Below are 12,650 nucleotides of genomic sequence, written 5' to 3' on the forward strand. Positions count from 1 at the left end.
CACAGGTGAAGCGCGGAGCCTTGCCGAACTTGTTTACTTGGCGCGCTCGATAATCGAGTCGAGACGCCAACGCTTGGTCTTGCTCAGGGGCCGAGTTTCCATAATACTCACGAGGTCGCCAATATGTGCCTCGTTGTGTTCATCATGGGCTTTGACCTTGCGGGTGGAGCGAACGACTTTACCGTAAAGCGGGTGTGTCGAACGCTGCTCCAGCTCAACGGCAATCGTCTTGTCCATGGCCTCGGACACGACGTAACCGCGACGAACCTTGCGGAAGTTGCGCTCTTGGTTCTCAGCCATGCTTACTTCTCCTTGACCTCAGTGGCGCCAGGCTCTTGGCTGATGCCGAGTTCACGCTCACGCAGGATAGTATACATCCTGGCTATGTCGTGCTTGACCGCCTTGAGGCGAGCGCTGTTTTCGAGTTGACCAGTTGCTGCCTGGAAGCGCAAGTTAAAAAGCTCTTCCTTGGACTTCTTTAAGAAGCCTTCAATTTCAGCGTTAGTCTTCTCGTTCAAATTCTTGATGGTGTAGTCTGCAGTTCCGACTGGCATCAGATGTCACCGCCTTCACGCGCAATAACACGGCATTTCATTGGGAGCTTATCGATAGCGCGGCGCAAAGCCTCGCGAGCGATGTCCTCAGAAACACCACCGATCTCGAACATTACGCGGCCTGGGTGGATGTTGGCAATCCAGAATTCTGGAGCGCCCTTACCGGAACCCATTCGCGCACCAAGCGGGTGCTTGGTTAATGGACGATCTGGGAAGACCGTAATCCACACACGACCGCCACGCTTAATGTAACGAGTCATTGCGATACGAGCTGCCTCGATCTGTCGGTTAGTGATGTAGGCCGGAGCCAGCGCCTGAATACCGAAATCGCCGAAAGCAATCTCGGTTCCACCCTTAGACATGCCGCTACGGGTAGGACGGTGCTGCTTACGATATTTAGTCCTCTTTGGGATAAGCATCTGCTCACTCCTTCGTTTCCGTTGCGGCAGGAGCCTCAGCAGCTGCAGCTTCAGCTGGCTTTTCAGCCTGTGCTTCAGCAGCCTTCTGCTGGTTAGCAGGACGTGCGCCACGACGTGGACGACGGTCGCCACGGCGGCCTTCACGCTTACCCTGCTGAGCCTGCTGCTCTTCAAACTCACGCTCGGTCATATCACCCTTGTAAATCCAGACCTTTACGCCAATACGGCCGTAAGTGGTCTTAGCTTCGAAGAAGCCATAATCAATCAGGGCACGAAGGGTCTGCAGTGGAACGCGACCCTCACGATAGAACTCAGAACGGCTCATTTCGGCGCCACCAAGGCGACCGGAGAGCTTAATACGGATACCCTTGGCACCTGCACGCATTGCGTCCTGCTGTGCCTTGCGCATAGCACGACGGAATGTAACGCGGTTTGTCAACTGCTCCGCAATTCCCTGAGCGACCAACTGAGCGTCAAGTGCAGCGTTCTTCACTTCGAAGATGTTGAGCTGTACTTGCTTGCCTGTGAGCTTCTCGAGCTTTGCACGAACGCGCTCAGCTTCAGCACCACGACGACCGATAATAATACCTGGACGAGCGGTGTGAATATCAACACGTACGCGATCACGAGTGCGCTCAATAACGATACGAGATACGCCAGCACGCTCGAGGTCATGGCTCATTTCCTTGCGAATCTTGTCATCCTCAAGGACGAAGTCACGATAACGCTCGCCAGCCTTGTTGGAGTCGGAGAACCACTTAGAACGATGATTCTCGGTGATGCCCAGGCGATAGCCGAAAGGATTGATCTTCTGACCCATCTTTAGCGGGCTCCTTCCTTAAGCGAGACGATAACAGTGATATGGCTGGTGCGCTTGTTAATGCGCGCAGCGCGACCTTGTGCACGAGCGCGGAAACGCTTAAGCGTTACGCCCTCATCCACATAGGTTTCCTTGATGACCAAGTCCTGCTCACGGAATGGTTCACCGGCCTTTTCGGCCTTAACGCGAGCGTTAGCGATCGCGCTTTCGAGAACCTTGCGCACCGGAAGAGATGCGTCCTGAGGAGCAAACTTCAAAATGGTAATAGCTTCGCTTGCACGCTTGCCTCGGATGAGGTCGACCATGCGGCGAGCCTTGCGCGGCGTCACGCGGACGTGACGAGCGATTGCTTTAGCTTCCATGTGTCCTAACTCTCCTTTAGCGGCGTGCCTTTTTGTCGTCCTTCACATGACCCTTGAAGGTCTTGGTCGGGGCGAACTCACCGAGCTTATGACCAACCATGGCTTCGGTAACGAATACCGGCACATGCTTGCGGCCATCGTGTACGGCAAAGGTGTGTCCAATGAAATCAGGAGTGATCATCGAACGACGCGACCACGTCTTAATGACGTTGTGCGTGCCCTTGTCGTTTTGCTCGTCGACTTTCTTCTGCAAGTGGGCGTCGACGAAAGGGCCCTTCTTGATGCTACGAGTCATCTATTCGACACTCCCTTACTTGCGGTTCTTACCATTCGGGCGACGACGAACAATCATCTTGTTCGAAGCCTTCTTTGGACGACGTGTACGAACCTCGCCCTTGCCCCATGGAGAAACTGGCGGCTTGCCACCACGGGTACGACCACCATGTGGGTGGTCCACAGGGTTCATGGATTCACCACGGGTGATTGGCCTACGACCAAGCCAACGTGCACGACCTGCTTTACCAAGCTCAATGTTGGCGTGATCAGAATTACCAACTTCGCCAATCGTAGCGCGGCAACGAGCGTCAACGTTACGAATTTCGCCAGATGGCATACGCAACTGAGCGTAAGCGCCATCCTTAGCGACGAGCTGAACAGCAGCACCAGCGGAACGAGCAATCTTTGCGCCACCAAGTGGACGAAGTTCGATTGCGTGAACCACGGTACCGGTTGGGATATTCTTCAGAGGCAGGTTGTTGCCTGGCTTAATATCAGCCTGAGCACCGGTCTCAATAACATCACCCTGGGCAATGCCTTCAGGAGCGATAATGTAACGCTTTTCACCATCTGCATAGTGCAACAATGCGATGCGAGCGGAACGGTTAGGGTCATACTCAATATGAGCAACCTTTGCCGGCACGCCATCCTTGTCCCAACGCTTGAAATCGATGAGACGATACTGACGCTTGTGACCGCCGCCGCGATGGCGAGAAGTCATGCGGCCGTAAGAGTTACGACCACCAGTCTTGCTGAGTTTGCGTACCAGCGACTTTTCAGGCGTAGAGCGCGTGATCTCGGCAAAATCCGAAACCGAAGCGTTGCGACGGCCTGCAGTCGTCGGCTTATAAACGCGGATAGCCATAATATAGTATTCCTTTACTTTTCTCGGCTAGCCTTCAGTTACCAAAGATGTCAATCGTTTGGCCTTCAGCCACGGTGACAATAGCGCGCTTCTGATTCACACGACGGCCGAAACCGGTGCGGGAGCGCTTCAACTTGCCAGCGCGGTTCAGGGTGTTAACGTTTGTCACCTTGACCTTGAAGATTTCTTCGATAGCCTGCTTGATCTGAACCTTGTTAGCATCTGGAGCAACTACGAAAGTGTACTGGCCACGATCAGAAGCTGCATAGCTCTTTTCAGAAACAACTGGCTTGAGAATTACGTCATGTGCTGGGTTATGGACTGCGACCATTTAAATCAGGCCTCCTTAACGACAGGCTCGGTCTTAGCAGCAACGAAGGCTTCGAAGCCTTCCTTGGAGAAGACGACGTACTGAGCTGTAACAACATCGTAGGTGTTGAGCTGATCAGCGAAGATCACGTGCACCGTTGGGATATTGCGTACAGACATCCACTCATTGATGTTTTCACGAGAAAGCACAACAGTGGTGAACTGGTTATTGGTCACAGGGGTAAGTGCTGCAACTGCCTTCTTGGTGGATGGAACATCCTTAATACCAAAATCAACTACAGCAATACGTCCAGCATTTGCACGATCCGAAAGAACGTAACGAAGAGCAGCTGCCTTCATCTTCTTCGGGGTACGCTGATCGTACTTACGAGGAACTGGACCGTGAACAACGCCACCATGTACCCACTGTGGAGCACGAATGGAGCCTTGACGAGCACGACCGGTGCCCTTCTGCTTCCATGGCTTCTTACCGCCACCGGAAACATTAGCACGATTCTTCACAGCATGGGTGCCCTGACGAGCAGCAGCAAGCTGAGCGATTACGACCTGATGAACCAATGGGCCATGAGCCAAAACGTCTTCGTTGGAGATGCCGAAAATCTCAGCAGGAGCTTCAACAGTACCGTTTGCCTTGCCCGTAGTATCAGTGACGTTCAGAGTTACGTTTGCCATAATTATCAGGCTCCCTTCACTGCCGAACGGACGAGAACGATTGCGCCCTTAGGACCTGGAACAGCGCCCTTAATAGCGAGAATGCCGTTCTCGACATCCGAAGAAACGATGGTGAGGTTGAGCGCGGTGGAAGTCACATGACCCATGCGACCAGCCATACGCTTGCCCTTCAAAATGCGGCTTGGAGTTGCGCAAGCGCCCACAGAACCTGGGCGACGTTCGTTCTTGTGCGAGCCGTGAGTACGACGATAGGACTTGAAGCCCCAACGCTTAATAGTGCCAGCAAAGCCCTTACCCTTGGTAGTGCCAGTGACATCTACTTCAGAACCCTCAACGAACACCTCAGCGGTCAATTCCTGACCTGGCTGATACTCTGCTGCGTTCTCCGTGCGCACCTCAGCGAGGTGACGACGAGGAGTTACACCAGCCTTTGCAAAATGGCCAGCCAATGGCTTGGTCACCTTGGTAGGATCAATCTGGCCATAACCGAGCTGAACAGCGCAATAGCCGTCAGATTCTACGGTCTTTACAGCGGTAACTACGTTGGTAGAAACCTCAACCAGAGTTACGGGGACGAAGAAGCCGTTTTCATCCCAAACCTGCGACATACCCAGCTTGCGGCCGAGCAAAGCAGTGCGATTATTATTCTGCGACATTATTCTCCCCCTTCCTACAGCTTGATCTCGATGTTTACATCCGCAGGCAGGTCAATGTGCATCAAAGAATCCACAGCCTTTGGCGTTGGATCTACGATGTCAATGAGGCGCTTATGAGTGCGCATCTCGAAATGCTCGCGAGAATCCTTATATTTATGAGGAGAACGGATAACAACAAACACGTTCTTCTCGGTCGGCAGAGGAACCGGACCCACTACTGTGGCGCCCGCGTTCGTCACCGTCTCGACGATTTTCTTCGCCGATTGGTCGATGACCTCATGGTCATAGGACTTAAGCCTGATGCGGATTTTCTGTCCCGCCATTGCCGTCCGCCCTTTCTAGCGATTCGTTTACTGTTTACCAACCTGAATTTAAGGGCACCGTCGAGAATAGACACCTAAGGTCATTCCACATCAGTGCGCAGCATCAAAAACTTATTCACATGAAAAAGTTTTCGCTTCCGCGCTCGCTTTTTTGAATTACAATATGCGAGCCTTAAAACAGGCAACTAAGCAATTAAACCATCAACCTTCGATTATTAAAAACCGGGCGTGTCGGCTATTTTTCAACAAAAAATGGCAGGAACTACAGTTAGTTAAGCTCCTGCCATTTATTACTAAATACGTAATTATTTAATTATTACAATATTTACGATTATTTAATTATCGCAATTATTTAATTATTTAATATTTACGATTATTTAGTATTTGCGATTTTTAATTATTACCAGCTTCACGCTCCATGCGCATACGATGGCCTTCTTCTTGGGAAACACCATAATATGCAGCAATAGCAATATCTTTCATATCTTCAATTTGAGGAATACGAGGATTTGCAGGAGCGCATTGATCTTCATAAGCACGCATGCCAATATGATCAAGCATTGACCAGTAGTATTCTTCGTCTACTCCACAAGCCTTAAACGAAGCATCCATGCCAAGTTTTTGATCTCGGTAAGCTTCCACAGCGCGCGCAAGATTTTCCACGCCTTCTTCTGCAGTTCTGCCAGGATCAATTCCAAGATTCTTAGCAAGTTCTTGATACCTCTCAACGGCAACATAATGGTTATACTTTGGCCAGCTTGTTGGCTCCTGAGGAATACGGCCATTGTATCGAATCACATACGGCAACAAAATTGCATTCGTATGACCATGAACCACGTGGCACAAAGCGCCGATAGTATGAGCCATAGCATGGCACATTCCAAGGAATGCAGAACCAAATGCCATACCTGCCATCGTTGCAGCATTATGCATTTTTTCTTGCGCTTCAATCTTACGTTCCGAGTCTTCAGAGTTGACAGAATCGTTAAGATTTTCCCAAATAAGTTTAGCTGCGTGCAATGCCATTGCGTCTGTGAAATCATTTGCGTAAACAGACACATAAGCTTCCATAGCATGCGTCAAAGCATCGAAACCAGAATCGCAAGCTAAGCGACGAGGCTGAGTGCGCGCAAGAACAGGATCGACAATTGCAACAGATGGCGTCAAAGCGTAATCAGTTACAGGATACTTATAACCCGTTTTGTGATCAGTAATAACAGCAAAAGGCGTAACTTCGGAACCAGTTCCGGAAGAAGTTGGGATGCACACCAACTTAGCTTTACTTCCAAGAGGCGGAATCTTAAAAGCACGCTTACGAATATCGAAGAACTTTTCGCGCAAATCAGCGAAAGAAATCTCCGGATGCTCATACATAAGCCACATAATCTTCGAAGCATCCATTGGAGAACCGCCGCCAACAGCAATAATGGTATCCGGCTGGAACTCTTCACGCATCATCTCAGCGCCGCGCTCAACAGTTTCCACGCTTGGCTCAGGCTCAACGTAATCAATAATGCGGAAAGTGACGCGATTATCACGCGCACGCAACTGATCAATAATCTTATCGACTACTCCCAGCTGTTCCATGACTTTATCGCACACAATAACTGCGCGCTCAATACCATACATGTCTCGCAAATAACGAACAGCATTCGGCTCAAAATATGTTTTGGCCGGAATCTTAAACCATTGCATATTATTATTCCTTCGTGCGATTCGCTTAATATTAAGAAGATTTACAGCTTGTACGTTGCCGGAAACAGAATTGCCACCGTATGAACCGCAACCAAGCGTAAGCGACGGAGCAATCGAATTGTAAATATCTCCAACTCCGCCAAGAGAGCCAGGAGAATTCCAAATAATACGGCATGCATGCATACGAACGCCGTATTCGCGCACAAGATCTTGATTATTCGTGTGAATTACAGCAGTGTGACCGGCTCCATGCACAAGCATTTTCTCGCACATTTCAAAGCCTTGCTCCTTATTTTCTGCTCGCAACATTGCATGCACAGGAGCAAGCTTTTCCATAGTAAGCGGTTCCATTTCGCCAACTTCTTTGCACTCAGAAATCAAAATCACAGCATCTTCTGGAATTTCAAAGCCGGCTTCATGCGCAATATATTGTGGAGATTTTCCTGGAACCACCGAATTAAGCTTTGGAGTATTGCCGGAATACGAAGTGCATCCAAACATGTACTGCTCAAGCTTTGCTTTTTCCTCAGCATTTACAACATAAGCCTTGCGTCGCTTTAATTCGCGAAGCAAAGGATCATAAACATCCGTATGCGCAATAATAGCCTGCTCAGTTGCGCAAATCATGCCGTAATCAAAATGCTTAGAAAGAATCAAATCGTTTGCAGCGCGCGAAATATCAACGTCGGAATCAACGTAAGCAGGAGCGTTTCCAGCACCTACGCCAAGAGCTGGCTTACCGGAAGAATACGCAGCTTTAACCATTCCAGGTCCGCCGGTTGCAAGAATAGTTGCAATCTTCGGATGCTTCATTAAAGCGCCGGTTGCAGCAATAGAAGGATGCTCAATCCACTGAATGCAATCTTTTGGAGCGCCGGCAGCTACAGCGGCATCACGAACAATTCGAGCAGCTTCAGCAGAACACTTTTGAGCGAAAGGATGGAAACCAAAAATAATTGGGCAACGAGTTTTAAGTGCAATTAAGGACTTAAAAATTGCGGTAGAAGTTGGGTTAGTTACTGGAGTTACGCCAGCAACAATACCAACTGGTTCAGCAATCTCATCAATACCTAGAACATCGTCTTCGCGAATAATTCCAACAGTGCGCTGCCCTGCTAAATAATGCGTAATATGCTCGCAAGCAAAAATATTTTTTGTAGCTTTATCTTCTACCAAGCCACGTCCAGTTTCGTCAACTGCCATTTTTGCGAGAACTAAGTGCTTATTTAACGCTGCAACTGAAGCTTTAGCAACAATGTGGTCAATTTGTTTTTGATTAAGATTTTCAAATTCGTCAAGAGCATGAGCTGCTTTTTCAACAAGATTGTCAACTTCCTGTTGAGCTGCTAACGCAACATCGTCAATAGCATCAGCGTTATCAGCTTTCCCAGCCTCAGATTGGTGTTTTGCCTCAACCATGAGCATCCTCCTCGATATTTCACCTGCGGTTCAATAAATTATTATTAAAATTATTGTTCACCGTAATTATGTGACACAAGTCACAATTTATCGTCTTTGGTGTACTTTCGTTAATTTGAGGCGAGTTGCGCTATTTATGAGCGAGGTAGATAGGGTTATGTTCGTTATTTGTGCTTATTTGTAATTATTTATGTGCGATTATTGCATTAATTTTCTAGAATGTTAAGTTTATAAGATACTTACACACTATTTGTAACATTTAAATATAAATAAATATATTGATAATTTGGGTTATAGGCCAAAAGTGTGTAAAAAATAAGCTCATAACCCTTACGGTAGTAGGAATCCCATTATGCCGAATGTTGGTTATTTCTTTAGTTACTAGAGCATTGAAGCAAGGATTGTACGAATGCTTGAGTGTTACTAGCTCAGTTCGTTAGCTGAAATATTAACAGTGTTTTGCCAATTACCGTTATTTTCTCAGTCAGTTAACTGAGTTAGTAACAATGTTTTGCTTATCACCGTTATTTTCTCAGTCAGTTAACTGAGTTAGTAACAATGTTTTGCTTATCACCGTTACTTTCTCAGTCAGTTAACTGAGTTAGTAACAATGTTTTGCTTATTACCGTTACTTTCTCAGTCAGTTAACTGAGTTAGTAACAATGTTTTGCTTATCACCGTTACTTTCTCAGTCAGTTAACTGAGTTAGTAACAATGTTTTGCTTATCACCGTTACTTTCTCAGTCAGTTAACTGAGTTAGTAACAATGTTTTGCTTATCACCGTTACTTTATCAGTCAGTTAACTGAGTTAGTAACAATGTTTTGCTTATCACCGTTACTTTCTCAGTCAGTTAACTGAGTTAGTAACAGTGTTTTGCTTATCACCGTTACTTTCTCAGTCAGTTAACTGAGTTAGTAACAGTGTTTTGCTTATCACCGTTACTTTCTCAGTCAGTTAACTGAGTTAGTAACGGTGTTTATGTTTGTTTTGGCGCTTGGGTTGGGTTGAGGCTTGGGTTATTACCTTATAGCTCGCAAAGGTAATACGTACAACGCTATAGCTATATAACTAAGTAGGCGGTGAGGATACACTCCACACCGCCTACATGTTTTATGCACTTGCTACATTCGCAACAGCAGCAAGAACATAATTACTTAGTTTCTACAACCTTGGTATAGCCAAGCTCAGTTTATTTAGACTCAGCATTATTGGCCTGAGGATTATCGCTATAGAAATCACTCAAATCCAAATCACTCAAATCCAAGTCATCCAGATCAAAATCGTCGATGTTGAAATCATCGATGTTGAAATCATCAACATTGGTATCGTTGGTCTGAGGATTATCAGACTTATTCTTCTTTGATTGAGGATTATCAGACTGAGTATGCTTGCTATTCAAATCGTCCCAATTCAAATCATCAAGATTAAAATCGTCGATGTTGAAATCGTCTAAATCGAAATCATCAACATTGGTATTGCTGGTCTGAGGATTTTCCGACTTATTCTTCTTAGGCTTAGCATTATTGGACTGAGTATTATCACTATAGAAATTGCTCAAATCCGAGTCATCCAAATCTAAATCGTCTAAATCGAAGTCGTCGATGTTGAAATCATCGATGTTGAAATCATCAACATCGGTATTGTTGGTCTGAGGATTATCAGACTTATTCTTCTTTGACTGAGGATTATCAGGCTGAGTATGCTTGATATTCAAATCGTCCAAATTCAAATCATCAAGATTCAAATCATCAAGATTCAAATCGTCCCAATTAAAATCGTCCCAATTAAAATCATCAGAATCATCGCCAGAATCCTTCGTAGGGCCGCCGACAGAACCACCGTTGGAACCACCTTCAGGATTATTACCGTCAGGATTATTGCCGGAGCCATTACCGGAGCCACCGCCAGGATTAGTGTTGTCAGTATTATTGCCGGAGCCACCGCCAGGATTAGTGTTACCGGAACCACCGCCAGGATTAGTGTTGCCAGTATTATTGCCGGAGCCACCACCAGGATTAGTGTTACCGGAACCACCACCAGGATTAGTGTTGTGGTTCTTCCTTCTATTGTAATTATAGCCAAAATTATCAAACGAACTGTTATTATAATCGATTGGAGCAACGCTTTCGCTCGACTTCTGTTCAGGAGTCAAAGCTAAGTCGTCCGTATTAAGCATACTGGCAACTTCATCATCATTGCCGTATTCCTGTAGATGCTCAATAAACTTAATACGCTGATATCGCTTATTATAAGTATCAGTGTCAATGCCCTTAAGAGAATCATTAGTTTCCTGAATCATCTGTGCATACGTCTTGTGTTTTTTCAACGCATCATTCACATACTGCTTATTATCTTGCGAAGCAACCAAGTCTCTAATAAACTCATAACGATGCTGCTTAAAGTACGATTCCAAATACTTCGGGTATTGATCTGAGTTTCTATATACTGTGTATACATTACCGAAGTCTTTCTCGCGATCCCTAAATATGGCATCATAGGCCGGCTTATTTTCTGCAAGCCAGTTTTCAAGGCTCTTTCCTTGTTTAAGCAGATTTTGCACATACTTCTTAAATTTCAATTGCAAGTATGCGTAAGAAATAGCACCCGGTCGCGCTGTCCTCGAATCGGTAGTAGGCTTATGATCTACATCTGGATACTTGCCCAAAGCGTTCCGCTTCGCTTCTAGCTTATATATATCCTTCTGAAGTTCCATGTGTTTTTTGTAATCTTTTAAATACTGTTCGCGAGCAGCAGAATCCATTTTATCTTTATTTGCATCAGCATCACCGTATTTAGAGTAAAGCTCTTTATAAGACGAGCTGTCGTACAAAGTTTCAATCTCGTGTTCAAGATCGCCATAAGCATCATAATCAAAGCTAGGATCTTTAGCCGGTGTGCTACTTTGATCCTGTGTTATACCAAAGTCGTTATATTCCGTAACATTATGTCTGAAAGCATCTTCTAGATTATTGTATTTTGTCAATTGTTTCTTCAGATACTCTTCGCCGTCATGAAGATTCATTGTTGCTTCAACTTTGGATGTAAGCTGATATATTCTACCTTCCAAGTCATATTCAATATCATCAACAAGTCCGCGAGCTGATTTAGCAACTTTATCTTTCAACTTGTTCTTAATATACTGTAAATCTTTACGCCAATAATCTAATTGTGCAGCCACGTATTTGGTGTTGGAAGCATCTGCTGTACCATCATACCAGAAGTCTAATTCTTTACGCTTAAATTCATGGTCACATTTATCATCAATATTTTCTGGATTTATTTCAGAAGGTAGCTTTATCGACTTTGCAAAATCAGCAATCTTTGCTTTTATTGTTTTAAGTTTCAAGATTTCCGCATTGGCATCACTAATTTTTCCATAATACATAGCTTCTTTAAGCCATCGAGAATAATCAGAATAACCTGTAAATGGATCATCTTGTAGATGACGCGCAGCCATTGGATAATTGTGGTTGGTACCAGTGAAAATATTATACCAAGCACTTAGCGCGGCATAATGCTCATCTTTCAAAGTTTTAAGCGTAGCCTGATCAGGACTATCTCCTGCAGCAGCAAGATCCTTCTCGAACTTTTCAATTTTTAAACGAGCATCCTGAATGTTTTGTTTATTAATAAAATGCAGTATTCTATCAAAATCTTTCTTCAGCTCAGTATCATCTTGCGCATTAACGATTCTTCTTAAGTTGTCGATATGATTATCTGATTCAGATACTAATTGATTAATAGTCGTCTGGAAAGCTGTGCTTTCATCTGCCACTGCAACGCCAGCGTTGCATACGCAACACAACATAGCTGCAGCAGCAAATGTTGCTATAAACTTTTTATTCATCATATGCACCTTCTTATAGCTCTCAATGAATTTAAACTAAAGCACAACGCTGCACAAAATCAGCGCAACATAGCACCTTCTACAAGACTACCCCCCCCCCAGCCACAAATGCAGAAAAGGCTTAATCCCTAAAATCTCGCGCTATCACAAACACTGTGTATTATTTCGGCGTTCTGCGTTATGGTCTCTAGTTAACGGTTTTCGGACTCGCGCGCAGTTAGCGTTCTGCGTTATGGCCTCTAGTTAACAGTTTTCGGACTCGCACGCAGTCGTCGCGCTGCGCGAAGGTCTCATGACTGTTATTTTCTCAGTTCGTTAACTGAGTTAGTAACAGTGTTGAGCCTATCACCGTTATTTTCTCAGTTCGTTAACTGAGTTAGTAACGGTGTTGAGGCTGTGGTTTATACCCG

General features: G+C 45.6%; 13 protein-coding genes. All 13 read right to left on the bottom strand.

The genetic code is table 11. From position 1 onward, the window contains the following. Positions 1–33: 33 nt before the first annotated feature. Entirely contained in the window at positions 34–300 is a 267-nt protein-coding gene (gene rpsQ, locus ACTJLE_RS02705) for a 30S ribosomal protein S17 (protein ID WP_004114365.1), read from the bottom strand. Between the two features lie 2 nt (positions 301–302). Further along, positions 303–554, bottom strand: coding sequence for a 50S ribosomal protein L29 (gene rpmC / locus ACTJLE_RS02710; protein ID WP_004105502.1), 252 nt, complete (start codon positions 552–554; stop codon positions 303–305). Next, positions 554–973, bottom strand: a complete 420-nt coding sequence (gene rplP / locus ACTJLE_RS02715) for a 50S ribosomal protein L16 (protein WP_116712250.1) — start codon at positions 971–973, stop codon at positions 554–556. Before rplP ends, rpmC begins: the two co-directional genes overlap by 1 nt. A 4-nt stretch (positions 974–977) precedes the next feature. Continuing rightward, positions 978–1,793: a 30S ribosomal protein S3 gene (gene rpsC, locus ACTJLE_RS02720; protein WP_004129057.1), complete on the bottom strand. Its 816-nt coding sequence runs from the start codon at positions 1,791–1,793 to the stop codon at positions 978–980. A 2-nt stretch (positions 1,794–1,795) separates the two neighbouring features. After that, entirely contained in the window at positions 1,796–2,155 is a 360-nt protein-coding gene (gene rplV / locus ACTJLE_RS02725; protein ID WP_004105510.1) for a 50S ribosomal protein L22, read from the bottom strand. A 16-nt stretch (positions 2,156–2,171) separates the two neighbouring features. Further along, positions 2,172–2,450, bottom strand: coding sequence for a 30S ribosomal protein S19 (gene rpsS / locus ACTJLE_RS02730; protein WP_004114357.1), 279 nt, complete (start codon positions 2,448–2,450; stop codon positions 2,172–2,174). A gap of 15 nt (positions 2,451–2,465) precedes the next feature. Beyond that, entirely contained in the window at positions 2,466–3,296 is an 831-nt protein-coding gene (gene rplB, locus ACTJLE_RS02735) for a 50S ribosomal protein L2 (protein ID WP_004129060.1), read from the bottom strand. A gap of 34 nt (positions 3,297–3,330) precedes the next feature. Beyond that, positions 3,331–3,627, bottom strand: coding sequence for a 50S ribosomal protein L23 (gene rplW, locus ACTJLE_RS02740; RefSeq protein WP_004105515.1), 297 nt, complete (start codon positions 3,625–3,627; stop codon positions 3,331–3,333). 5 nt (positions 3,628–3,632) lie between these two features. Beyond that, positions 3,633–4,298 carry a 50S ribosomal protein L4 gene (rplD, locus tag ACTJLE_RS02745; protein ID WP_119487325.1) on the bottom strand — a complete coding sequence of 222 codons (666 nt, stop codon included), beginning with the start codon at positions 4,296–4,298 and terminating at the stop codon, positions 3,633–3,635. A gap of 5 nt (positions 4,299–4,303) precedes the next feature. Then, positions 4,304–4,954, bottom strand: a complete 651-nt coding sequence (rplC, locus tag ACTJLE_RS02750) for a 50S ribosomal protein L3 (RefSeq protein ID WP_481267330.1) — start codon at positions 4,952–4,954, stop codon at positions 4,304–4,306. 14 nt (positions 4,955–4,968) lie between these two features. After that, a complete protein-coding gene (gene rpsJ / locus ACTJLE_RS02755; RefSeq protein ID WP_003808013.1) occupies positions 4,969–5,277 on the bottom strand; it encodes a 30S ribosomal protein S10 in 309 nt (102 codons plus the stop codon). Positions 5,278–5,670: 393 nt separating this feature from the next. Continuing rightward, complete coding sequence (gene adhE / locus ACTJLE_RS02760; protein WP_481267331.1) at positions 5,671–8,391, bottom strand: bifunctional acetaldehyde-CoA/alcohol dehydrogenase; 2,721 nt, start codon at positions 8,389–8,391, stop codon at positions 5,671–5,673. Between the two features lie 1,191 nt (positions 8,392–9,582). Then, positions 9,583–12,243, bottom strand: coding sequence for a hypothetical protein (locus tag ACTJLE_RS02765; protein WP_481267332.1), 2,661 nt, complete (start codon positions 12,241–12,243; stop codon positions 9,583–9,585). Between the last annotated feature and the right edge of the window lie 407 nt (positions 12,244–12,650).

The sequence above is a fragment of the Gardnerella sp. CCPDSM genome (assembly GCF_056754715.1).

Bases quoted from the DNA above. Each gene is read 5' to 3' on its own strand.
- rpsQ (WP_004114365.1), bottom strand. From the start codon at position 300: ATGGCTGAGAACCAAGAGCGCAACTTCCGCAAGGTTCGTCGCGGTTAC.
- rpmC (WP_004105502.1), bottom strand. From the start codon at position 554: ATGCCAGTCGGAACTGCAGACTACACCATCAAGAATTTGAACGAGAAG.
- rplP (WP_116712250.1), bottom strand. From the start codon at position 973: ATGCTTATCCCAAAGAGGACTAAATATCGTAAGCAGCACCGTCCTACC.
- rpsC (WP_004129057.1), bottom strand. From the start codon at position 1,793: ATGGGTCAGAAGATCAATCCTTTCGGCTATCGCCTGGGCATCACCGAG.
- rplV (WP_004105510.1), bottom strand. From the start codon at position 2,155: ATGGAAGCTAAAGCAATCGCTCGTCACGTCCGCGTGACGCCGCGCAAG.
- rpsS (WP_004114357.1), bottom strand. From the start codon at position 2,450: ATGACTCGTAGCATCAAGAAGGGCCCTTTCGTCGACGCCCACTTGCAG.
- rplB (WP_004129060.1), bottom strand. From the start codon at position 3,296: ATGGCTATCCGCGTTTATAAGCCGACGACTGCAGGCCGTCGCAACGCT.
- rplW (WP_004105515.1), bottom strand. From the start codon at position 3,627: ATGGTCGCAGTCCATAACCCAGCACATGACGTAATTCTCAAGCCAGTT.
- rplD (WP_119487325.1), bottom strand. From the start codon at position 4,298: ATGGCAAACGTAACTCTGAACGTCACTGATACTACGGGCAAGGCAAAC.
- rplC (WP_481267330.1), bottom strand. From the start codon at position 4,954: ATGTCGCAGAATAATAATCGCACTGCTTTGCTCGGCCGCAAGCTGGGT.
- rpsJ (WP_003808013.1), bottom strand. From the start codon at position 5,277: ATGGCGGGACAGAAAATCCGCATCAGGCTTAAGTCCTATGACCATGAG.
- adhE (WP_481267331.1), bottom strand. From the start codon at position 8,391: ATGGTTGAGGCAAAACACCAATCTGAGGCTGGGAAAGCTGATAACGCT.
- ACTJLE_RS02765 (WP_481267332.1), bottom strand. From the start codon at position 12,243: ATGATGAATAAAAAGTTTATAGCAACATTTGCTGCTGCAGCTATGTTG.